Here is a 22632-nt window from a genome sequence, read left to right as displayed (position 1 = left end):
TACCGCAACCACCAGGAGTCATCGATGACCAATCTCAACGTCAACCCGCGTCTCACGCCCGCGCAACTGCTAACCGAGCAAGTGCGGCGTATTCTTGCTGCGCCGGTGTATGACCTGGCCATTGAAACTCCACTGCAAGGCGCTGCGGCGCTGTCGGCCAGCCTTGGCAACCAGGTCCTGCTCAAGCGCGAAGACCTGCAACCGACGTTCTCCTTCAAGATCCGCGGCGCATACACCCGCCTGTCGCGCCTGACCGCAGCCCAGCGCGAGCGCGGCGTGATCACCGCTTCTGCCGGCAACCATGCTCAGGGCGTCGCCCTGGCCGCTGCCCATCTGGGTTTGCAGGCAACTATCGTCATGCCCACCACCACGCCAACCCTGAAGATCGAGGGTGTGCGTTCGCGCGGCGGCAATGTGGTGTTGCATGGCGAAAGCTTCCCTCATGCGCTGGCCCACGCGCTGCACTTGGCCGACGAGCATGGCGCGACCTTCGTGCCGCCGTTCGACGACCCTGATGTAATCGCCGGGCAAGGCACCGTAGCCATGGAAATCCTCCGCCAGCAGCCGGGCGCGCTGGATGCGATCTTCGTGCCGGTGGGTGGCGGTGGCCTGATCGCCGGCATTGCGGCCTACGTCAAATACCTGCGGCCGGAGATCAAGGTGATCGGCGTGGAGCCACACGACTCCAACTGCCTGCAAGCGGCACTGGCGGCGGGGGAAAGGGTGATCCTGCCCCAGGTCGGCACCTTTGCCGATGGCGTGGCGGTGGCGCAGATCGGCGCGCACTGCTTTGAGCTATGCCGACACTTTGTCGATGAAGTGATCACCGTCAGCAGCGACGAGCTGTGTGCGGCAATCAAGGACATCTATGACGACACCCGCTCGATCACCGAGCCATCCGGCGCGCTGGCCGTGGCCGGGATCAAGAAATACGTCGCCCGCGAGGGCGCAAAAGGGCAAACGCTGGTGGCGATCGACTCCGGCGCCAACGTCAACTTCGACCGCCTGCGCCATGTTGCCGAGCGGGCCGAGCTGGGTGAGCAGCGCGAGGCGATCATTGCCGTGACCATTCCCGAGCAGCCCGGCAGCTTCCGCGCCTTCTGCCAGGCGCTGGGCAAGCGCCAGATCACCGAGTTCAACTACCGCTTTTACCCAGGCAAGGAAGCCCGCCTGTTCGTTGGCGTGCAGACCCATCCACTCACCGACCCACGTGAGCAACTGTTGGCCAGCTTAAGCGGGCAGGGCTATCAGGTGCTCGACCTGACCGACAACGAACTGGCCAAGCTGCATGTGCGCCATACCGTCGGCGGGCACGCTGCCCCAGGCAGCAATGAGCGGGTGCTGCGCTTCGAGTTCCCGGAGCGGCCAGGGGCGTTGATGGGCTTCCTCGAGCGCCTGGGCAAACGCTGGAACATCAGTCTGTTCCACTACCGCAACCATGGTGCCGCCGAAGCGCGGGTGTTCGCCGCGCTGGAAGTCCCCGACGAGGAGCTGGCGGGCCTGCCGGCTGCGCTGGATGAGATGGGTTACCGCTACTGGGACGAGACCGACAACCCTGCCTATCGGTTATTCCTCGGCTAAGCCGATAGTCGGTCTGCCTGGCGGATTGATCGTTGCTGTGGATCAACACCGCGGGCCGCGATTAGGCAGATTCTCAAGGTAGACAGACCTTGAGGATCCGCCCCCATGAGCAGCACCTTTTTCATCCCAGCCGTGAACATCATGGGCATTGATTGCCTGGACGAAGCGATGACTGCCATCGCTGGCTACGGCCTGCGCAAGGCATTGATCGTCACCGACCAGGGCCTGGCCCGGGCTGGCGTTGCCGAGCGCATTGCCGGCCTGCTCGCCATGCGCGATATCGATGCCGTGGTGTTTGACGGCGCGCGGCCCAACCCAACCATTGCCAACGTCGAAGCAGGCCTGGCCGTGTTGCAACGTGAACACTGCGACTGCATCGTCTCGCTGGGCGGCGGGTCGCCGCACGACTGTGCCAAGGGCATCGCCCTGTGCGCTACCAATGGTGGGCGGATCAGTGACTACGAAGGGGTTGACCGCTCAACCAAGCCGCAACTGCCGCTGATTGCGATCAACACCACCGCTGGCACCGCCAGCGAAATGACCCGTTTCTGCATCATCACCGACGAAGCCCGCCATGTGAAAATGGCCATTGTCGACCGCAACGTGACGCCGATCCTCTCGGTCAACGACCCGGCGCTGATGGTTGCCATGCCCAAGGGCCTGACTGCAGCCACCGGCATGGATGCCCTGACTCACGCCATCGAAGCCTACGTTTCCACCGCTGCCACGCCGATTACCGACGCCTGCGCGCTAAAAGCCATCAGCCTGATCAGCGACAACCTGCGTCAGGCCGTGGCCGATGGCAGCGACCTGCAGGCGCGGGAAAACATGGCCTACGCGCAGTTCCTGGCAGGCATGGCCTTCAACAATGCGTCGCTGGGGTTCGTGCATGCCATGGCTCACCAACTCGGCGGCTTGTATGACTTGCCCCATGGCGTGTGCAATGCGGTGCTGCTGCCGCACGTGCAGCGCTTCAACGCCAAGGTCAGCTCGCCGCGTTTGCGCGACGTCGCCAAGGCGATGGGGATCAAGGTGTGTGGGCTGGATGCAGAGCAAGGCGCTGGCGCGGCGATTTCGGCGATCGAGCACCTGGCCGTGGCGGTTGGCATTCCTGCAGGCCTGGCAGAACTCGGCGCGCGTATGCAGGACGTGCCGCTGCTGGCTGAAAATGCGTTGAAGGACGCCTGCGGCGTGACCAATCCACGCACCGCCAGCCAGGCGGAAATCGAAGCAATCTTCCGCGCGGCGTTCTGAGCCGTTCCAGCGCGGCCTGGCCACACGCGGGGCCAGGCCGCTTCAGCGCTCGCGCATGAAAAACCCGGCGACAAACTTGCGGAAGGTCTCCAGGCTTTTGAAGTCGGCGTAACGCTTGAAGTGCTCGGTGTCGGGCTCCGGCCCGACCGGCTGTTCCAGCAGTGACACCGACAACACCCGGTCCTGATCCGAGGTCAGCACCAGCTCATCCATCACCTGACCACCAATCACCGGCCGGCGCATCAGCACCTTGACGCCTTTGCTGGCCATCCAGTCGATCAGCGACACCAACGCCTTGAGCGGTTCGCGTTCTTCGTCGCGGTACACCGGGAACAGATGCGCGCGTGACAGCACAGGCACGCTGGCAACGTGGATCAATTCATAGAAGTTGCTCCCGGCAGTGGCCGGCGAGTACAGCGCCAGGGCCAGCAGCGGACCGCTGGTGCGGTTGCCACCCCAGTACAGATGATGGCCCTGGAAGTCGAAGCCATCCTCACTGCGGGCATTGAACAGCTTGCGCCCCTTGATCTGATCGACGCAGTCGAGCAGCAAGCCATGCCGACGGTGATTGCCGAACACCGTCGCCTCACGCAGGCGTGCTTTGAGCATCATCATGTGCTTCATGTCCAGCCGCGTTTCCAGGTAGTTGCTGGCCGGCACGCGCTCGAGCAATGGGTAACGGCTGGCCACGCTGCGCAGCTCGGCGAACTGCGCGGTGAGGTCCTTTTTCAGGTGGCTGGCATAGACGTTGAGGCCGCTGATTTCGATCCAGGTCAGCAGCAGCGACAGCAGGTGCTGTTGTGCCCGGCGTTCGGCAGCCTCGTTGACCGGGCCGGCGGGGCCTTGTTCGCTGGCCTTGCGGAAATCGCCAATCAGGCCCAGCGGCGTGTCTGGCGCAAGCCACGCGGGCGGCGGCGTGCTCTCCTGGCGGCTCTGTTCAGCCTCGCGCTCATCCTTGCTGAACGGGCAGCCAGGGGTATGTTCGGGGGTGTCCGGATTATTGCGCAGGACCAGCCTGCCAGTATCGCCATTGAGGGCAATGTTAAGCACCGGCAAGGCGTCTTTGCGACAGTCGCAGGCCAGCCACTGGTTGGCGCTGCGCACCTTCATCAGCATCTGGTTGGCCTGCAGCACAGCCGGCCCGGTCAGGCTGCCGGCAGCAAAGCCTGCCAGCAGTTCTTCCTCGGCCAGGGTCAGGCTTCGCACCAGGCTGGCGTTTTTTTCGATAATTCGCATGTAGAGCAGCTCCCAGCTACAAGCCCCAAGCTTCAAGCAAAGCGCGGCTGCTTTCAACTTGAAGCTGGAGGCCGATCCCTTGCAGGCGGCTAGAAGATGTAATCAGTGGTCAGGAAGCTCGACTGACGATTACGGATGATCTCGCTGATCAGCTCCTTGTTGGCCTCCTGGAACTTGGTGGCTACCAAGGTACGAATCGAGAATACCCGCAGTGCGTCGTGCACCGACAAGGTGCCCTCGGCGCTATTCTTGCGCCCGTTGAACGGGTAGGTGTCCGGCCCGCGCTGGCACTGCGCATTGAGGTTGATCCGGCCAACCTGATTGGCGAAGGTATCGACCAGGCTGCCAATGGTGGCCGGGTCATTGCCGAACAGGCTGAGCTGTTGACCGTAGTCGGAGTCGAGCACGTACTCGATCACCGTCTCCAGGTCGCGGTACGGCACCACCGGTACAACCGGGCCAAACTGCTCTTCGTGATAGACGCGCATGTCGGCGCTGACCGGGTAAAGCAGGGCAGGGAAGAAGAACGAACCGCGGCTCTGTCCACCGCCTTCATTGAGCACCCGTGCACCTTTGCCAGTGGCATCGGCAACCAGGCCGTTGAGGTAGTCGACCTTGCCTTGCTCGGGCAGCGGCGTCAGCGCCACACCCGGGGCCCACGGCATGCCAGGCTTGAGGGCAGCCAGCTTACGCTGGAACTTGTCGAGGAACGCGTCGACCACATCCTCGTGCACGAACAGGATCTTCAACGCGGTGCAACGCTGGCCGTTGAACGACAACGCGCCGGTGACGGCTTCGTCGACTGCATTGTCGAGGTCGACCTGGGGCAGCACGATGCCTGGGTTCTTTGCATCCAGGCCCAACGCTGCGCGCAGGCGGTGCGGGCGCGGGTGGAGTTTTTTCAGGTCGCTGGCGGCCTTGTGCGTACCGATAAAGGCGAACACATCGACCTTGCCGCTGGCCATCAACGCGCTGACGGTTTCTCGCCCGCGGCCGTAGATCACGTTGATCACCCCCGGCGGGAAGCTGTCGCGGAACGCTTCCAACAGCGGCCTGATCAGAAGTACGCCGAACTTGGCCGGTTTGAACACCACGGTGTTGCCCATGATCAACGCCGGAATCAGCGTGGTGAAGGTTTCGTTCAACGGGTAGTTGTAGGGCCCCATGCACAACGCTACGCCCAGCGGCGCGCGACGGATCTGGCCGAGCGTGCCTTGCTCGAGCTCGAAGCGGCTGGAGCGTCGGTCAAGGTCTTTCAGGGCATTGATGGTATCGACGATGTAATCGCAGGTGCGGTCGAACTCCTTTTCGGAATCCTTGAGGTTCTTGCCGATTTCCCACATCAGCAGCTTGACCACCGCCGTGCGTTGCTCGCGCATCCGGTCAAGGAACGCCTGCACGTGCTCGATCCGCTCGGCCACACGCATGGTCGGCCAGGCACCGCGGCCTTTATCGTAAGCGTGGACTGCAGCGTCCAGCGCCGTCAGTGCAGTGTCGGCGTCCAGCAACGGTGCGCTGCCGAGGATGACTTGCTGCTCTTGATCGCCATGCTTGAGCCAGATCGGGCTGCGCACGGTGGCCAGCGGGCCAGGCCACTGGCGCAGTTCGCCATTGACCAGATAATCGCGTTGTTCCAGCGGTGGCCCGAGGCGCCAGGCCTCGGGGATGTCATCGGCGGTTGGAAACAACGAATCGAGCAGACTGTCCATGAATACTGCACCTCACGATTAGTGTATGGGTGAAACGCTTCAGCTCTTCGAGCATGCGCCCGCACGAGGAAAAACACCAGTCTGGCTCAACATTGCCCAACCTGCGCCGATACACAATCAATCGACCTGCGACCGCGCATTCATGATCAGTGCTTTCCTCGACCAAGATCCCTTAGCGCCCGCCGCCAACCCGGTGCGGCGCGGTATCAACCGCCTGTTGCCGGTAGGCTTTGCCTTGATCGGTATTGGTCTGTCAGTTGTGCTGGGCCGCATGGACATGCAGCGCCAGCAGCTCGAGCAGGTGGCGCATGTGGCTACACAATTATCGGGGGTGAGGGTCGCTCTCGAGGCGCAGTTGCGCGCTGCGTTTGGCGAGACCGAGGGCATCGCCCAGCTGATCACGGCCGATGGCGTGATCAGCGCCGAGCACTTTCGCGGCATGGCGCGTGAGGCGCTGGCCTCGGTGCCGTACATGCGCCATGTAGCCTTGGCGCCAGACGATGTGATCAACGACGTGCACCCACGTGGGGGCAATCTGTCCGTCATTGGCCTGGACTACCATACCCTGCCTGACCAATACGCCATGCTTGAGCTCGCCCGGCAACGGCAACAGTCTGTACTGGCCGGCCCGGTCAAGCTCCAGCAGGGCGGTGAAGCGCTGATTTACCGGCGCCCGGTGTTCGTCAACGGCAAGCGTGGGGTCAAATTCTACTGGGGCAATGTCTCTACCGTTGCTGATATCGAGCGTTTGCTGCAGGCCGCCGGTATCGGCCCGGAGCTGCCGATTGACCTGGCCGTGCGCGGCAGCGACGGTAAAGGTGCCGAAGGCGGCATGATCTGGGGCAATGCCGGGCTGTTCAAAGAGCCGCTGCTGACGCAGACCGTCGAGGTGCCGGGTGGCCGTTGGCAATTGGTCGCCGAACCTCGCGAAGGTTGGCCTGCGCTGGCCTTGGTCACTTCGCCGCTGTTCCTGTTCGCCCTTAGTTTTACCGGCTTGTTCAGCTTGTTCGTTGCTCAGCTCAACCGTAGCCGCCGTCTGCTGCAACGGCGTAACCGCGAGCTGCGCGAGTCGCAGGCGCAGCTAGAGCGGCTGGCCCACTACGACACCATTACCGGGCTGCCCAACCGAGTGTTGTTCCAGCAGCAGTTGGCCGCTGCCATCAATCAAGGCCATGGCCTGGCCGTATTGATGCTGGACATCGACGGCTTCAAGCAGGTCAACGACAGCCTCGGCCACGCGATGGGCGACCTGTTGTTGCAACAGGCAACGGCGCGGTTTCTGCAAGAGCTGAACAAAGGCGATCGACTTTGCCGCATGGGCGGTGATGAGTTCGTGTTCATGCTGCAGGGCAGCCAGAGCCAGGTCAGCCAGCAGGTGCAGGGGATCCTGCGAGCGTTGCAGCGGCCCTTCGATCTCAATGGCAACGCGGCGCTGGTCACCGGCAGCATCGGCCTGGCCTGGTGCCCGCAGCAGGGCAATGATGTCGACAGCCTGCTGCGTCACGCCGACACCGCGATGTACGTCGCCAAGGAAAACGGCCGCAATGCCTGGCGCCCTTACCATCCGGACATGACTGCACGCCTGCAGCAGCGTCTGGAGATGGAGCGCAACCTGCGCCGCGCCTTGCAGCACAATGAATTCGAGTTGTGGTATCAGCCCAAGATCGATCTGTTCAGCGGCCGGGTAGAAGGCGTCGAAGCGCTGCTGCGCTGGCGTGATCCGGTGCATGGTCTGGTTGCGCCGGGCGAGTTCGTGCCTTTGGCCGAGCAGACCGGTTTGATCATCCCGCTGGGCGAGCGCGTGCTGGAACTGGCCTGCGCGCAGTTGGCCAGCTGGCGCAACACAGACTGTTTGCCCGGACCGCTGGCCATCAACGTTGCGGCGCTGCAGATCGAGCGCAGTGATTACGTCAGCAGCCTGGCCGGCGCTTTGGCCAGTCATGGACTGCCAGCACAGTTGCTGGAAGTGGAAATTACCGAAAGCCTGTTGATGGAGAGCCAACAACAGGCCTGCTCCGTGCTCGCGCAACTGCAGGCAATGGGCGTAGCGACTGCAGTCGATGACTTCGGTACCGGCTATTCATCGCTGGCCTATCTGCGCTCGCTGCCCATCGATCACCTGAAGATCGATCGTGCGTTCATCAAGGACCTGCCTGACGATGATGACGCGGTAGCCGTTGCCCGGGCAATTATCGACCTGGGCCATGCCTTGGGTTTCCGGATCACCGGTGAAGGGATCGAAACTCAGGCGCAGTACGACTTCCTGCGCAATGCAGGTTGCGATCAGGGGCAAGGGTATCTGATGGCGCGGCCGATGCCCGCAGCCGCCCTGCAGACGTGGTTGGCAGCGCGTCAACGCAGCCCAGTCAGCACAACCTGAAAGATAAAATTTGACGCCATAAGAGCATGCGCCATGCTGTCAAAATGCCGCTTGCAAAGGGGCTACCTTGCATCTTTAATTGTTACCAATTATGAGTGCGAAGTCATACAGCTATTGCATTAACTTTCAATAAGTTAAGCGCGTCTTCCTGCGCGTTGATGATGACCCTGCGTTTTGCCTGGATGGCTTTTGCCAAGGACATTGAAGAAGACATGAAAGAGAACCTGCAGGCAGTTGCTCGAAAATTCATCTCTCCCTCGATGCGCTACGAGATGCGGCATGTCTCAAATCGGTTACGTGATGTGCTCAGTCGTGCCTGTGTCTGGCGCTGGGAAGTCAGCCGCTTTCGGCTCAAGCAAGAGAGCCCTTATCAGATCCTCTACATCGGCAGAAAGCAGCAGCGCGAAATGGCCAAGTTGTTGATCGCCGGCAAGGGCCAGGCCGCGGTCGCCGAAACTTACGCGGTGGCGCCGTCAGGTGGCGCCGATCAAACCGTGGTGATCAGCGAAATGCCCACCAGCGGCGCGTTGTCGGTGCCGCATTATCTCAGCGCCGTGGTGCCGCTGGGTCGTCCCCTGGAAGACATCACCGCCCGCTACGACAGCGAACTGCGCCGCAGCATTCGCAAGCACCGGCCGCTGTACCAGATGCGCCAGACGCTCGATGACGCTGAGATCGCCATGGCTGACCGTGAGCTGTTGCGTCCGTACGCCACCGCTCGCCAGGGTATTCATGCTGCCCAGTTCGCCACTGAAGAGGTGTTTCGCATCGCCAAGGGTGTTGGCCGTCTGGACCTGATCACGCTGGGCGATGAAGTGGTCGCCTGTCACCTCGGCTGCGAGATCACCCGCGGTGGCAAGCGCTACTGGAGCACCCTGCGCTTTGGTTACTGCGAAGCGATATTCAGCGATGCCAAGAAGCTGCGTGAGGTCAATTCCATTACCACCTACATGGCCCTCGAGTGGGCCTTGGCCAATGGTTATGACTATTACGACATTGGCTTGTGCCTGGCGCGTCCGGATGATGGCTTGCTCAAGTGGAAGCGGCGGCGGGGCGGGGATGTCGATTCGCTGGGTAACCATGCCTATATGTTTGTGCGCTTGCCCAAGACGGGAGCCGCACAGTTTCTCTGGGATACGCCCCTGTTCGCGGTCGAGGGCAACAAATTGACGCTGCACCTGGGGCTGCCCGACGGGCCCAGTGATGACGAGGTCGCCAGCCGCTACCACGAGATGGTGTTCGGCGGGCTGCACAAGATCTACCTGTACGGCGGCCACGGCCACGGCGAAGGGTTTTTGCAGACCCTGCGCAGCCGCTATGCCAGCTTGCAATCGCCCCCCACGATGGAGCGGGTTGTGTCCACCTAGCGGCCGCTAGTCAGGACGAATTGGCGCGCCGCCCCTGTGTTGAACCGACCTGTGTTGAACCCGTCCTGTGGGAGGAGGCTTTATGCCAAGCAATATCTCGAATTTCAGTGGCCAGCCAGCCTCGCGCCAGCACACCTGGACGCTTGCCGCATATCGGAACATTGCCCGGCAAAAGTTGGCGCGGTCAGCTGCCAGATCCCTGCAGAGCCTTGCGGTAAAGAGCTGGGACATCGCACCGGGTGAGCGCACTATCACGCCACCGGCAATTTACCTGCCTGATCAAATGCAGCGGGTAACCGGCTGGGAGGCGCGTTTTTTCCCCTATGTGCATCCCGGCCCGACCATGGCCGGCGGCATCCAGGTCGATCATGGCCCCACCCGGGGCTATTTGCTCAAGGATGTCTGGCTTATTGATGGCGTTCTGTACAAGGACAACGCCAGCCTATGGCTGTCGGCCAAGCCGCGGACGCTTCCCGGGATCGCGGTGGAGCACGAGATCGAGCGCGCAGCGATCTACTGCACGCAGAATGGCAATTCGTGGTTTGGCACCTGGCTGATGGAAGACTGCGTGACCTATGCGCTGGCATGCGATGAGGGAGTGCCGGTAACGACTGCGCCCTCAGCACGCTTACCGCTGTTCACTCAGGCGCCGCCCTATGAAGCCTGGCTGGGGATGAACCCGCTGCGCCTGCACACGGCCTTCTTCCGCGAGTTGGTCCTATTCGATGACCAGAGCCACAACCGCAGCCGGCATGCGCGCTATCGCGCCATGGGCGACAAGTTGCTATCCCATGTCAGCCACGCGCCGCATCCAGGTGTGTTCTTGCTGCGCGGCGGCGCTGGCGAGCTGCGCCTGCTGCGCAACGAACTGGCGATTGCCGAGCACCTGCGCACGCAGTATGGCTTTCGCGTCATCGACCCGCTGCGCAACGATGTGCCCACCATTGTGGCGGCATGTGCGGGTGCCAGGATTGTTGCGGGTGTCGAAGGCAGCCAGCTGGTCCATGGCGTCAACGTATTGCGAGAGGGCGGGACCATTCTGACCCTGCAACCGCCCAACCGTTTTGTCAGTTATTACAAATACTTGGCTGATCGCGATGGGCAACATTTCGCGTTCGTCGTCGGTCAGCCAGAAGGTGACGGCTTTATTATCGATAGGGATGAACTCGACCGAACTCTGGATCTGCTGCCAGCAGGCTAATACCCAATTGCCTGGCAACTGTGCAAGTGGATGCCTAGTTGGCACGTGTTAAATGCAATTGATTAGATTGCCTTCTCGTTTATGAAACACCTGCCGAGGATATATATCGCCAAGCGGAATAACCGCACCGCGTTTGCTAACCAATTAAAATCTGATTTGCGCCTGCTCAATGGTCCGTTGACGCGAAATGTTCGCGTTTCAGCAGGCATTAGTACCCGCTTGTACCGTGAAGATTAGCGAATATAGGCGCTTTTAACCGTTGTTATCTGATTTGCTAAAACAGCATATTTCAGTTGTCGTGTTTTTGACGAAAACAGTGCCCCCCGATTGAGTTTTATTATGGTGTCGGATCATTGACGTAATATCATTGTGCCCATAAGCTCATTTCAACACCTCATGCGATCTGCACCCAACTCATCTGTTTGTCCTCTTTCTGGAGGGGATTATGCGTTCGACCCTGTTTATCAAATCGATTTTCCTGCTGGTGCTGTTAAGCGGTGCTGCCCGTGCCGCTGATTCATATGTAAGCCAGAACAGTGTCATCCCGCTGACGACAGCGGCATGGTTGTTTGCGTTTGCAGTTGTGGGTTTTGTCGCCGTCGCCAATAGAAGAAAAATCTGATCGGCTTCAAGCGTTTGCCTGGTTTTCAATTGTGTGGGTGGGCGCTAGGTCTGATCGATCAAGATAGCGCAGCAGGGTTGGCTAGGAGCGGCTTGTCAATTCTCAAAGCCTAGCTATATTCCAGATGCCAGTAGCGCTAACGCCGGGTGATTGACAGGGCATGGCGGCAAACCGTAAAGCACCGCTGAGCCGCTGCAGCGGTGGCAATGCAGCTTTGCAGTAGAGCGAGAGGTTGTGCGTAGTTCTCATTCAGTGCTCTTTTGACGGCCGCCTGGCCGGAGGGACCCCATGGTGCGTTTGTTAGGTTCACTGGTCTGCGTGCTTGCGGTCTGGTCCAGTACGGTCAGTGCCGATGAAAAGAGTTCGCCTTATCTGCTAAGTCCGGGCGACAAGGTCACTGTTTCGGTGTGGGGCGATAACAGCCTGCGCCAGGAAACCAAAGTGCTGCCCGACGGCAGCATCACTTTCCCGCTGGCAGGCCGGGTTGATGTCGCTGGGTTGGATGTCACCACGGCGGCAAGCCGTGTCGCCCGCCAACTCGAAAAGTACATGCCAGACCCAAACGTCAGCGTTGTGGTAACTGAGGTCAACGGCAACCTGGTCTATGTGCAAGGCAAGGTGATGAAGCCTGGCCCGGTACAGATGTCTGGGCCGACAGCGGTGCTGCAGGCCTTGAGCATGTCCGGCGGCCTGGACAAATTCGCCGATGAAAACGCGATCAAGGTGATCCGCCGTATCGGTAATACCGAGCGGGTCTTGCCCGTGCGTTACAAGGATTTGGTTTCGGGGCGTGATCTGTCCACCAATATCCAACTTCAGGCTGGCGACACGCTGGTCGTCCCTTGAACGGGCTGGTTAGCGCAAAATCGACCGTGCCGCTGCTTCGCGCAACAGGTGTTGTAACGGCAATCTGCATGTTGCCGTACTCGGCCTCGGTCCACGCTGCCGTCTGGCAGTCTTCGGCAACATTGCCCAGCACTGTCGAATACGACAGCAACCCGTTATTGCTCAGCTCCCAGGAGCAAAGCGTGGTGCGCACCATCATTGCGCCCAATTACAGCCTGGTCGGCAAATACGATCGCGATGAGCTGCGCTTCGGCCTGGGCCTGACGGTGCTGCGCTCATCCGACAAGTCGGTGGTCGATGACCGCGAAGACCCTAATCTGAGTATTGGCTGGCAGCGTGAGACCGAAACCGGTGGTTTTGGCTTGCGCGGCCTGTACAGCGAAAGCTCGACACTTTCCGGCACAGTGCTTGAAACCGGTGTGGTCACCACTGACGGCACCCAGAAGCTGTATTCGCTGATCGGCAACTGGAACCGCGCGCTGACCGAGCGGACTACCTTGGAAAACGAAACTACCTACAACCGGGCCCGCTACGACATCAACACGCTTACCGGCTACGACGAACTGGCCAGCGAACTGACCCTGACCTACGCCTGGAGTGCGCAGACCCAGTTCTTCACCGGCATCACCGCCAGACGCTACGAGCCTGACGATGATACCACCGCCAGCGCCTCCAACAGCTACGCGCCGGTGGTCGGGGTCAAGTACCAGTTCTCCGAGCGGCTCGAGGGCACCCTGCGGGTAGGCGTCAACCAGGTCTCTGGTGATGGCGGCGGGCGCCGCGGGGAAGGCGGTGCATCGCTGCGCTACAACGGCGAACGGCACGACGCCACGTTGACTGCCGAACGCAGCACGGTGGCCAGTGCCGAGGGCGGCTTTGCCGAAGTCGACGCCGTGCGCGGTAGCTGGAGTTATGCCGTCGATGAGCTGACTCGGGTCGGCGTCGACGCGGCCTGGCAAGACAGCAAGGGCCAGACCCCGAATACCTTGCAGACCTACGGCGTGTGGGCCAGCCGGGAGCTTTCGCAGTTCTGGGACGTGCGCTTGTCTTTGATGCACCGCGAGCGCAAGCAGAACGACCTGGGTGACGCCGTTGGCACCATTGTCGGCCTGACCCTCACTTACCGAATCCCCGATCTCTGACGTTCAGCCTGGTGGCCACTATGAAGTCTGAATATGAGCTGTCCCTCAAGGATTACATCGCCATCATCAAGGACCGTGCGCTGCTGCTCGGGGTGACCATCGTGGTCATTCTGGCCATCAGCGTGGCGGTCGCGCTGAGCGTGCCACCGTTGTATCAGTCGACCGGCACCATTCTGGTCGAGTCGCAGCAGATCTCGCCCGAACTGGTCTCGGCCAACAACAGTAGCTTCGCCGATGAGCGCATCGAGGTGATTCGCCAGCGAGTGATGACCCGCGACAATCTGCTGCGGATCATCGACAAGTACCAGTTGTTTGCCGACAAGGGCCGCCAGTTCAGCGATTCGGACAAGATCGATCAGATGCGCAACACGATCGTGGTCAACACCCTTAGCACCTTCGTCAAAGGCCGCGGTGAAACCACTGTAGCCTTCAACGTGTCCTTCGAGCACAAGCGTCCCGAGGTGGCTCAGGAAGTCGCCAACGAGCTGGTCACGCTGTTCCTCAATGAAAACGTCAAGCAGCGCACCGAGCGCGCCACTGAAACTACCGAATTCCTTACCCAGGAGGCAAACAAGCTGGGCGCTGAACTGGCCACCCTGGAAAATCAGCTGGCTGACTTCAAACAGGCACACGCCAACACCTTGCCCGAGAACCAGGCGTTGCGCATGAGCATGTTGTCCCGCGCCGAGCTTGAATTCCGCGAGATTGATCGTGACTACAAGGCCGCTCAGGAAGAGCTGCGCTACCTTGAAGTCGAGCTCTCAGCCGCCAACGCCGGTGTCACCAGCAAAGCCGATGGCAGCCGCGGCGGTGCAGCTGACTTGCCGCAGGATCTGCCCAGCCTCAAGGCTGAATACGCTCGCCTGTTGACCACCTACACCGAAGCCCACCCCGATGTGATTGCCGTCAAACGCAAGATCGACGCGCTGCAGGCGGCAGGTGGCGGTCCTAAAGCGTCTTCGGGCGTCAGCCTCGAGGTTGCCCGCGCCCGTACCAAAATCGGCGCCGCGCAACAGCGCATCGCCTCGTTGGTTGAGCAAAAGCGTCAGCTCTCGGCCAAGATCGAAGGCTACGAGGCGGAGATTCTCGAGGCGCCACAGGTCGAACGCGGCCTGGTCACGTTGATGCGCGACCACGACAACGCACGCAAGAAGTACGAGGAAATCCGCGCCAAGGAAATGGGCGCAAAAATCACCGAAAGCCTGGAGCAGGAAAACAAGGCCGAGCGCTTTGTCCTGCTCGAGCCGCCGCTGTTGCCGGAAAAACCAGTCAAGCCCAATCGCAAGAAGATCGTCGCCCTCGGCGCGGTACTGGCACCGGCTGGCGGCGCGGCACTGGTGATGCTGATGGAAATGCTCAACCAGCGCGTGCGCGGTGTTGGCGCACTGGAAAGCGTGGTCGGCAAGCGGGTACTGGTTGCGGTGCCGTTCATCGCCACCCAGGCTGAACTGGCCAAACGCAGGCGCTGGCGAGTACTGGCGGTGCTTGCTGCACTGGCACTGGTGGCTATCATGTTACTCATGGTCCACCTGTTCTACATGCCATTGGACCTTCTGCTTTATAAAGCTATGGCTCGGTTTGAATAGGGAAAGCAGCGATGGACAGACGTACGCCGGCTACTGGAAGCAACCTTCATCCTGTAACAGCGAGTGCCGCGCAACCAGCACCGGTGCTGCAGCAGCCCGAGGCCTTGGGCCAGTTCGATTACGTCAACACCACAGTGGTGCCGCTGCGCGCGGAGCACCTGGAGCGGCATCGAATCGTCGCTTACAACAAGAACTCGAACATGAGTTGGGCCTTCGACCTGTTGCGCACGCAAGTACTGCAAACCATGGAAGAGAACGGCTGGCGGACCTTGGCGATCACTTCGCCAACGCCTGAGGCCGGCAAGACCGTGCTGGCCATCAACCTGGCCATGAGCATCGCCCACCACACCACCAAGACTGCGCTGCTGGTTGATTTCGACCTGCGCCGGCCGCGGGTCGGCAGCAGCCTGGGCTTGCCGATGGGCAAGGCGCTCAACGAATACCTGAACAATCAGGCTGGGCTGGAGGAGGTGCTGGTTAACCCGACCCTGCCGCGCTTTGTCGTGCTGCCAACCCGTGAGCCGGTGCCATTGTCCACCGAGGTGCTGTCCTCGCCCAAGGTCAACAACCTGATCCATGACCTGCGCGAGCGTTATGAATCACGCATCTGCATCTTCGACCTGCCGCCGTTGCTCAGCTCCGACGATGCAATCACCGTGCTGCCCAAGTTCGACTGCGTGCTGCTGGTGGTCGCCAACGGCAACAACAGCAAAAAGGAAATCGAAGACTGCCTGTACCACTTGGCCACCGCCAACCTGATTGGTGCCGTGCTAAACAAGGCCGAAGCGCAGACCCGCTCTTACTACTGAGTAGTGTTCAACCCTGACCAACCCTTGGTGTTTAGCGCCAGGGGTATTGCTGCTCCCACTTCCAGGCATGGCCAAGGATGTCCTCAAGCAGTGCGTACTGGGTGTGCCAGCCGAGGATCTGCCGAGCTTTACTCGCGTCGGCCACCAGGCTCGGCGGGTCGCCGGCGCGGCGTCCTGCCTCGATGACATTGATTGACCGCCCCGTGACACTGCGAGCGGCAGCTATCACCTGCTCCACGGAAAAGCCCTCGCCATTGCCCAGGTTGAAGGCTGTACTGGCGCCACCGGCCTGCAGGTAGTCGATCGCCAAGGCGTGCGCCGAGGCCAGGTCGTTGACGTGGATGTAGTCGCGGATGCAGGTGCCATCCGCGGTACTGTAGTCGCGGCCAAACACGGTCACTGCCGGGCGCCGACCTGAGGCCGCCTGCAGGATCAATGGGATCAGATGAGTTTCCGGCTCATGACTCTCGCCCAGCATGCCATCGGGGTCAGCGCCAGCCGCATTGAAGTAGCGCAGGCACACCGAGCGCAGCCCGTAGGCGCGATCAAAGTCTTCGAGCATCTGCTCGACCATCCATTTGGTGCGTCCGTAGGGGTTGATCGGCGCCTTTGGATGGGCCTCGTCGATCGGCACATACTGGGGGTCGCCGTACACTGCGGCGGTCGACGAGAACACCAGCTGCCTGACGTCTGCCTGAATCATCGCCTGGAGCAGGCAGAGCGTCGCGGCGACGTTGTTCTGATAATACTTGCCGGGGTCGCTGAGCGATTCGCCCACCTGGATGAACGAGGCGAAGTGAAACACGGCATCGAAGCGATGAGAGGCAAACAGCGCATCCAGCGCTGGCCGGTCAGCGATGTCCAGGTTGACCCAGGCAACGCCGCTGTGGGCCGGCATAACGTCGGCGACCACAACTTGATGCCCCGCCAGCAGCAAGTGCTTGACCATATGTGAACCGATGTAGCCTGCGCCGCCGACAACCAGAAACTTCATCCAAATCTCCTGGAATCTGTAGTTGTTCCGTCCAATCCTGGGTGGGTCAAACAGGTGCATCTAAGGCGGGTCGAGCAAACGCGGACTAAAGCTGACTTCTGAGAGGGTAGGTGGCAAAAATGGCTATTTCAAGAAAAGCCAATTACTCATGTGCAGGCCATCGAAAGTGATCACATAGCGCCCGTCCTCGTAGCTGACGGGCAACTGCTGCTGTTTTCCGGTATACAGCTTCAAACCAGGCCCTGCCTTGATACTGACGCGCCCTCGCAGCGGCTCGACGTGAAACGGCGTCATGTCATCCGGGCGCGGCACTGCGCGGGTGCCCAGCGAGATCAGCAGTGCACGCGATTGGCTGAACGGTTTGCCATCCAGGCTTTGCACTACCACGCTCGCGTATGGCGTTTGCAGGTTGAGCCCTAGCTGGGCCAGGCGCATCGAACGCCCGCCCAACCAGCCGGTCGCCGCTTGGGTCAGCGGGGTGTCGATGGTGTACACGCCTTGCTGCCAGTTGCGTTTTAGCTCGCCAGTGTCAGAGCTGGACTCGCTGGCATCGGCTGCCAGCAACGATTGGTCCGGGTCCTGCAGCACCTGCGCGCCCGCAGCGATGGGGCTGGGCCGTAGCCAGGGCAGCTCGGGGGAGGCCGGTAGGGCGATCTGCAACTGGCCTTTTTCCATTGCGCTGCGCAGCAGGACCGAGTTGGCCGGTGTGATCAGGCGGTTGAACAGGGTGGCGGGTGAGGGCGCAAAGACGTAGCGGGTCTGCGCAGGCTGCACGTCACCGCGCCGGTAAAGCAGGGCGGCGGCGGGCATGGTCGCCATCAGTCCTGGGTCGTTGTAGGCGTTCCAGTTGTCGGCGCGGATCCACTGGGCGATGAAAGCCTGCTGGCTGTAGGCGTACTGCATCATCGCGTCCCAGCCCTGATGGCTGGCGGTGCCGGCAATGTACAACGGCAGCGAATGACGATCGGGGCTGGGGAACGGCTGGGCGTTCCACTCGGTTACGCTCATCGGCAGGCCGGCAACCTGTGCCGCGGCCAGCCAGTTAACAAGGTTGTCGCTGGTCAGCGGGTTTTTTTCCAGCTGGCCGCTGGCACCGTAGCTGTGGGCATCGATCATATCGCCAGAGGTCAGCGCCGGTAGCGTACTCAGGCCATTGCCGCCCCAACTGCTGGTGGTGACGATCGGCACTTTCACGCCGAGCCCGCGCAGGTGCTCGATCAGGCTGACGTTGAACTGGTGCTCGAGGTCGTTGAGAAACAGCTTCGACGGGCCAGGTTCCCAGGCACGCCAGGTGCGGTCTGCCGGCAAGTCGTGGCGCTGGGCAAAGGCTTTGGCCAGCTCCATGTAGCGCTGACTGTGGCGCGGTACGCCCTTGTCCGGCAGCAGCGCGTTGCCATAGTGCTGGACGATGTCGTTTTCATTGGTCAGTAACAGCGCAGCAATCGCCGGATCATCCTTGTAGGCCAGGCCGGTGTAGGCGTTGACATGGGTGACGTACTGCTCGGCAAAGCGCTTCATCGCTTGCTGGATCGAGGCGTTGACGTAGGCATAGCCTTTGAGGTCGATGTAGTTCTTGCCCTTGGCCAGCTCGGCGAAATCGCTGACCTGGTCGTTGATGGTCAGTACCCGTTCGACGTGCATGTCCAGCCAGACGTAGATGCCTTCGTCCTTCAGGCACTTGATCCACCAGTCGAGCTTGCGCAGCGATTCGGCATTGAGCTGTTGGGTATCGCGCAGTTTGCTGACATCGCCAAAGATATTCGGGCTGACCCAGGGCGAGTCGTGATGGTGCAGGCGGATCAGGTTGAAGCCCAACGCTGACAGGCGCTTGGCCTGTTGCTTGATCTCGTCGTCGGGGGTGTTGTACAGCGCATAGGCAGACAGATTGGTGCCCCAGAAGCGCACAGGGGTGTTGTCGGCAAAGGTCAACTGCTCGCCGTCCGCCTTGACGAAGCCGCGCTTGCCGGCCGGTTTTTCACCGGCATTGAGAAATGACAGGTCGACCGGAGCGGTGCGCCAGTCGAGCTGGTCATCCGGCCAACTGTTCGGGTCGGCCAGGCCAAAACGTTCTTCCGTGGTCTGGCCAATGTCGATATCGCCGCTGACCGTGAGCGTCGCCTTGATCTGCTGGCGACCGGGCACAATCGGGTCCTCATAGAAAAAGGCACGTATTTCACTGGGATCGCCGCGCTCCATGAAGACTCTGGCCAGAGCGGGCTGGAAGCGCATCTCGATGCGTCGGCCCTGGGCATCGTTGCCCCACGACCAGCCACTATTGCCCGGCAGCAACACCGGCTTGCCCATCTCGCCGGCAATCAGCGCGGGGTCGAAGTTGAACACGACGCCGCCGCCCATGATGTCGGTTTTCCTGCTGTGGGCGTCAAGGGTGATGTCCCAGCTCAGGGTCTGTGCCTGCGGCTTGGCGATGGTCGCGGTCAGATCAAAGTCGAGGTCCTTGCTCTTGCCCATCAGGCTGTACGCATAGGGCGCATTGACCTTGAGCGCGGTGTAGAAGCCGGTCCAGCTCCAGTCCGCGCCCCAGAAGTCGAAGCGTGACGCCATGACCGGGCCGCCGCCACGGGTCAGGCTCGGCAGGCCATTGCTTTGGTCGACGCTGACTGACCACTCTGCCGTCCACGCCGGCAGCGGCAACAGCACCAGAGCGAGCAGGGCCGAGGCCCGCATGAGGGGGCGCATACGCAGTGAGGTCATTGTCATTACCTGGATTGAAGGCTGGCGAATGCGCTACCGGCTTCGGCCTGGCGAGCACGGCGCACCATCTGTATGTAAGCCACGCTTACCCCGGCAATCGACCAGTACACGACAGGGATCACGGTAATACTGCTGACAGTGAAGATGATCACCAGGATGCCGAGCAGCGTCGCCAACAGGGCGCGGCCGAGCAGGCGACCTTCTTCGTTGCGGTCGGGGAAGGCGCGCAGCGCCTTGCGCAGGCCGAACAAGATGCTGACGAAGAAGCCGACAAACAACGTCAGCCCGACCAACCCGACCCGCAGGGCCAGGTTGATATAGGTATTGACGATGTCGATGATGCCTTCGCCCTGGATCATCGACTGCATTTCCGGGGTATTGCGGAAGTCGAACGAGCCAAACAGCGGATTGCGCTGGATCACGATCCACGAGTTGTCCAGCAGGCGCTCGCGGTAGGTGATGTTCTCTTTTTCCAGGTTGCCAATGAACGGCAGCAGGTCGAGCACCTTTTCCCCGCCAGGCATCACGCTCAGCAGCGGCAGCGCCAGAATACCGGCCATGGCCAGCAGGCTCAGGCGCTTGACCGCGTTGCGCCCGGTGGCGATGAATACGCCGACAATGATCACCGCACCGATCCACGGCCCACGCGACAGCGGCACGATCAGCCCGGCTGCCAGCAGCAACGCGCCGAGCAGGCACTGCAAACGGCTGCGCACGTAACTACTGAGGAACAGGAACAGGCCTATCGCCACGCTGATCACGTAGCCCAGCGCAATCGCCTGGCCGGTGGTAGCACTGGCCCGCAGCGAGCCGCCGCGGCTGAGGTAGCCGGACATGCCCCATTGGGTGCCCATGGCATCGGTCAGCGCGTTGTATAGCAGCCAGTGGCGGGAAAACTCGGCCACGGCAATCAACGACAGCAGAAACGCCGCTAGCACGAACGCCAGCAGCGCATCCTTGAAGTCGCTGATCTGCTTCAGGCCGCGGCTGGCAACGTAGTAGGGCAGAAACACATCCGTGTACAGATAGAAGCTCTGGCGCAAGGTATCGGTCAGGGTGGTTTCGCGCAGGTACAGCAGGCCCATCAGAATCAGGCTGGCAGCCAGCAGCTTGTCCGGGAGGGTGCGGCCGAAGGCGAGGGTGTCGCCTTGTCTGCTCAGGGCCAGTGCGGTGGGCAGCAGCAGGCACAGAGAAAGCAGGCGGATGTGGTTCATCTCGAACAGGTAATTGACCACGCCGAAGCCGGGGATTTCCACCGACGCCGGCGGGATCAGGAACAGCAGGATGAAAAACAGTGCCAGCACATTGTGTTCACGGCGCCGCACCACATACAGGATCACTGCGGTGGCGGCGGCATATAGCCAGAAGCTGTTGGAAAAGAACGCCAGTAGGGTCAGGCCAAACCAGAGGTTGCGTCGACGCTTGAAGTCCGCCGCCGGGATGATGTCCACTGCCGGTTTGCGCGCCATCACAAACACCACGCTGGCCACGAACAAAATAACGATCAGTGCACGAAAATGTTCTGGCATTGGCTAGGGCACCTATCCCTGGATTATTGAGATTCGCATCATGGCTAATTGAAACTATAGTGACTTCTAGCCATTCAGTCAGAGATTGAAGTCATGCCGTCGATTGAAGCGTCCGCTGCTGTGAGCCTGCGCTCCAGGGCAATCTGGGCCGGAGCCTGGAACCTGGTGTCGCTGCTGGCTTCACAGGGCATGCGGCTGGGCGGCAACCTGATCATGGCGCGGCTGTTGTTGCCGGAAATGTTCGGTGTGATGGTCATTGCCGGTACGGTTTCGATGCTCCTGCATTTGCTGTCCGACGTCGGTCTGCGGCAAAACATCATCCAGAGCACGCGCGGCGACGATCCGCTGTTTCTCAATACCGCCTGGACCGTGCAGATCGTGCGCGGTTTCGTGCTGTTTGGTCTGACCCTGCTGTTGGCACTGGCCGCCTGGTATGCCCAGCGGGCTGACCTGTGGCCTGCCGAGTCGGCCTACGCTGCCCCCGAGCTGCCGATGGTACTGGCTGCCACTGGCCTGTCGGCGATCATCTGGGGCTTTCAGTCGACCAAGATAGATGTGGCGGTGCGAACTTTCCAACAGAAGCGCGTGGTTTTGATCGAACTGGCGTCGCAGTTCATCGGATTGCTGGCGATGTTGCTGATTGGCTACTTCACCCGTTCGATTTGGTCGTTGGTACTGGCCGGGTTGATTTCGGCGCTGGCAGGCACCGTGCTTGGCCACCTCGCGATGCACGGCCATGGCAACCGCCTGCAGTGGGACCGCGACGCACTGCAGGAGCTGATTGTGTTCGGCCGCTGGATCCTGTTGTCGTCGATGGTCGGTGTGCTGGCGATGTACGGCGACCGCATGTGGTTCGGCGCGAGCATGACGGTGGCGCAACTGGGGGTGTACTCAATTGCAGTGTTGATTCTGGGCGCGATCCAGACCGGGCTGTTGCGCCTGGGCGGCTCGGTGGCCTTGCCCGCGTTCAGCGAGGCAGTCCGGGAAGGCGACATGGCGCGGCTCAAGCGCCTGTATTACCGCTTCAAGCTGCTGGTCGACCTGGCCATGCTGTTTACCTGCGGCGTACTGCTGACTGCCAGCCCGTTGCTGATCGGCTGGATGTATGACGAGCGCTATGCCGAAGCCGGCCCGATGCTGGCGATTCTGTCGTTGTCGTTCTTCACCCTGCGTTACACCATGGCGCATCAGCTCTGGGTGGCCCTCGGCCTGACCAAGTATCAGGCCATGGACAACATCATCCGGCTGGTTTCGCTGTGGGCCTTGTTACCGCTGTTGCTGGCCCTGGGCGGCGTCGAATACGCGATCTGGGGGGTCGCCCTGCACACCTTGCCGACCTTGATCCTGGTGGTCTGCGTCAACTGCAAGCTGGGCATGTTCAGCCTCAAGCGCGAGCTGGTGGTGCTGCCCATGCTGGCGGTCGGGGCATTGTTCGGCGTTGCGGTCACGCATTTTTTCGCCTGGCTCTGACGCTTGTCGGGCCAGCTACTAAGCTGTCAATAATCCACGGGCACAGGTCTTGGAATTATGGGGAAGCTTGAATTTTGCAGTCGGCTGTCCGGTCGTAGAGGCTTTCTTCGGGGTTGTGTGGTGTTGGGGATCGGCGGGGCGATGTTTGGCGTGAGTGCGAGCGCGGTGGCAAAGCCTGCCGAGAAAAAGGCCGG

The 22632-nt window shown here is 61.2% G+C and carries 16 protein-coding genes; 11 read left to right on the top strand and 5 right to left on the bottom strand.

Annotation, left to right across the window (positions count from 1 at the left end):
* Positions 1-24 precede the first annotated feature (24 nt).
* Positions 25-1581: a threonine ammonia-lyase, biosynthetic gene (gene ilvA, locus FW789_RS07085; protein WP_225912973.1), complete on the top strand. Its 1557-nt coding sequence runs from the start codon at positions 25-27 to the stop codon at positions 1579-1581.
* A gap of 105 nt (positions 1582-1686) precedes the next feature.
* Positions 1687-2835 (top strand): L-threonine dehydrogenase, encoded by a 1149-nt coding sequence (yiaY, locus tag FW789_RS07080; protein WP_150569198.1) that lies wholly within the window; start codon positions 1687-1689, stop codon positions 2833-2835.
* A 42-nt stretch (positions 2836-2877) separates the two neighbouring features.
* On the opposite strand, the gene FW789_RS07075 is transcribed toward yiaY, so the two are convergent.
* The gene (locus tag FW789_RS07075; RefSeq protein WP_207073992.1) at positions 2878-4071 is read right to left on the bottom strand and encodes a hypothetical protein; all 1194 of its coding nucleotides are present in this window, start codon (positions 4069-4071) and stop codon (positions 2878-2880) included.
* A gap of 89 nt (positions 4072-4160) precedes the next feature.
* Positions 4161-5780, bottom strand: coding sequence for an NADP-dependent glyceraldehyde-3-phosphate dehydrogenase (locus tag FW789_RS07070; RefSeq protein WP_103437394.1), 1620 nt, complete (start codon positions 5778-5780; stop codon positions 4161-4163).
* A 142-nt stretch (positions 5781-5922) separates the two neighbouring features.
* Between FW789_RS07070 and FW789_RS07065 the strand changes: the two genes are divergently transcribed.
* The 8 genes from FW789_RS07065 (at position 5923) to FW789_RS07030 (ending at position 15733) form a co-directional block, all read left to right on the top strand.
* A complete protein-coding gene (locus FW789_RS07065; RefSeq protein WP_446431216.1) occupies positions 5923-8160 on the top strand; it encodes a putative bifunctional diguanylate cyclase/phosphodiesterase in 2238 nt (745 codons plus the stop codon).
* A gap of 212 nt (positions 8161-8372) precedes the next feature.
* Positions 8373-9527: a hypothetical protein gene (locus FW789_RS07060; RefSeq protein ID WP_103438782.1), complete on the top strand. Its 1155-nt coding sequence runs from the start codon at positions 8373-8375 to the stop codon at positions 9525-9527.
* Positions 9528-9609: 82 nt separating this feature from the next.
* Positions 9610-10728: a glycosyltransferase family 61 protein gene (locus FW789_RS07055; RefSeq protein ID WP_103437393.1), complete on the top strand. Its 1119-nt coding sequence runs from the start codon at positions 9610-9612 to the stop codon at positions 10726-10728.
* A gap of 445 nt (positions 10729-11173) precedes the next feature.
* Entirely contained in the window at positions 11174-11350 is a 177-nt protein-coding gene (gene eppA / locus FW789_RS07050) for an EPS-associated small membrane protein EppA (RefSeq protein WP_178080767.1), read from the top strand.
* 288 nt (positions 11351-11638) lie between these two features.
* A complete protein-coding gene (locus tag FW789_RS07045) occupies positions 11639-12196 on the top strand; it encodes a polysaccharide biosynthesis/export family protein (protein WP_446431215.1) in 558 nt (185 codons plus the stop codon).
* Positions 12197-12222: 26 nt separating this feature from the next.
* Positions 12223-13338, top strand: a complete 1116-nt coding sequence (locus FW789_RS07040) for a hypothetical protein (RefSeq protein ID WP_101319599.1) — start codon at positions 12223-12225, stop codon at positions 13336-13338.
* Positions 13339-13358: 20 nt separating this feature from the next.
* Positions 13359-14924, top strand: a complete 1566-nt coding sequence (locus FW789_RS07035; protein ID WP_446431214.1) for a GumC family protein — start codon at positions 13359-13361, stop codon at positions 14922-14924.
* Between the two features lie 11 nt (positions 14925-14935).
* Positions 14936-15733 carry a CpsD/CapB family tyrosine-protein kinase gene (locus FW789_RS07030; protein ID WP_101319595.1) on the top strand — a complete coding sequence of 266 codons (798 nt, stop codon included), beginning with the start codon at positions 14936-14938 and terminating at the stop codon, positions 15731-15733.
* A gap of 31 nt (positions 15734-15764) precedes the next feature.
* On the opposite strand, the gene galE is transcribed toward FW789_RS07030, so the two are convergent.
* From galE to FW789_RS07015, 3 genes are all read right to left on the bottom strand, one after another.
* The gene (galE, locus tag FW789_RS07025; RefSeq protein WP_446431213.1) at positions 15765-16727 is read right to left on the bottom strand and encodes a UDP-glucose 4-epimerase GalE; all 963 of its coding nucleotides are present in this window, start codon (positions 16725-16727) and stop codon (positions 15765-15767) included.
* Positions 16728-16850: 123 nt separating this feature from the next.
* The gene (locus FW789_RS07020) at positions 16851-19439 is read right to left on the bottom strand and encodes a cellulase family glycosylhydrolase (protein WP_446431212.1); all 2589 of its coding nucleotides are present in this window, start codon (positions 19437-19439) and stop codon (positions 16851-16853) included.
* A gap of 5 nt (positions 19440-19444) precedes the next feature.
* Positions 19445-20968, bottom strand: a complete 1524-nt coding sequence (locus FW789_RS07015) for an O-antigen ligase family protein (RefSeq protein WP_446431211.1) — start codon at positions 20966-20968, stop codon at positions 19445-19447.
* A 93-nt stretch (positions 20969-21061) separates the two neighbouring features.
* Here FW789_RS07015 and FW789_RS07010 point away from each other — a divergent pair, with 93 nt between their 5' ends.
* Positions 21062-22438 (top strand): oligosaccharide flippase family protein, encoded by a 1377-nt coding sequence (locus FW789_RS07010; RefSeq protein WP_103437386.1) that lies wholly within the window; start codon positions 21062-21064, stop codon positions 22436-22438.
* The last annotated feature ends 194 nt before the right edge of the window (positions 22439-22632 follow it).

The sequence above is a fragment of the Pseudomonas sp. 1121_17 genome (genome assembly GCF_052850745.1).
The sequence above is the reverse complement of the archived record's forward strand: the minus strand, read 5'-3'. Positions and strand labels throughout refer to the sequence as shown.

Bases quoted from the DNA above. Each gene is read 5' to 3' on its own strand.
- ilvA (WP_225912973.1), top strand. From the start codon at position 25: ATGACCAATCTCAACGTCAACCCGCGTCTCACGCCCGCGCAACTGCTA.
- yiaY (WP_150569198.1), top strand. From the start codon at position 1,687: ATGAGCAGCACCTTTTTCATCCCAGCCGTGAACATCATGGGCATTGAT.
- FW789_RS07075 (WP_207073992.1), bottom strand. From the start codon at position 4,071: ATGCGAATTATCGAAAAAAACGCCAGCCTGGTGCGAAGCCTGACCCTG.
- FW789_RS07070 (WP_103437394.1), bottom strand. From the start codon at position 5,780: ATGGACAGTCTGCTCGATTCGTTGTTTCCAACCGCCGATGACATCCCC.
- FW789_RS07065 (WP_446431216.1), top strand. From the start codon at position 5,923: ATGATCAGTGCTTTCCTCGACCAAGATCCCTTAGCGCCCGCCGCCAAC.
- FW789_RS07060 (WP_103438782.1), top strand. From the start codon at position 8,373: ATGAAAGAGAACCTGCAGGCAGTTGCTCGAAAATTCATCTCTCCCTCG.
- FW789_RS07055 (WP_103437393.1), top strand. From the start codon at position 9,610: ATGCCAAGCAATATCTCGAATTTCAGTGGCCAGCCAGCCTCGCGCCAG.
- eppA (WP_178080767.1), top strand. From the start codon at position 11,174: ATGCGTTCGACCCTGTTTATCAAATCGATTTTCCTGCTGGTGCTGTTA.
- FW789_RS07045 (WP_446431215.1), top strand. From the start codon at position 11,639: ATGGTGCGTTTGTTAGGTTCACTGGTCTGCGTGCTTGCGGTCTGGTCC.
- FW789_RS07035 (WP_446431214.1), top strand. From the start codon at position 13,359: ATGAAGTCTGAATATGAGCTGTCCCTCAAGGATTACATCGCCATCATC.
- FW789_RS07030 (WP_101319595.1), top strand. From the start codon at position 14,936: ATGGACAGACGTACGCCGGCTACTGGAAGCAACCTTCATCCTGTAACA.
- galE (WP_446431213.1), bottom strand. From the start codon at position 16,727: ATGAAGTTTCTGGTTGTCGGCGGCGCAGGCTACATCGGTTCACATATG.
- FW789_RS07020 (WP_446431212.1), bottom strand. From the start codon at position 19,439: ATGACCTCACTGCGTATGCGCCCCCTCATGCGGGCCTCGGCCCTGCTC.
- FW789_RS07015 (WP_446431211.1), bottom strand. From the start codon at position 20,968: ATGCCAGAACATTTTCGTGCACTGATCGTTATTTTGTTCGTGGCCAGC.
- FW789_RS07010 (WP_103437386.1), top strand. From the start codon at position 21,062: ATGCCGTCGATTGAAGCGTCCGCTGCTGTGAGCCTGCGCTCCAGGGCA.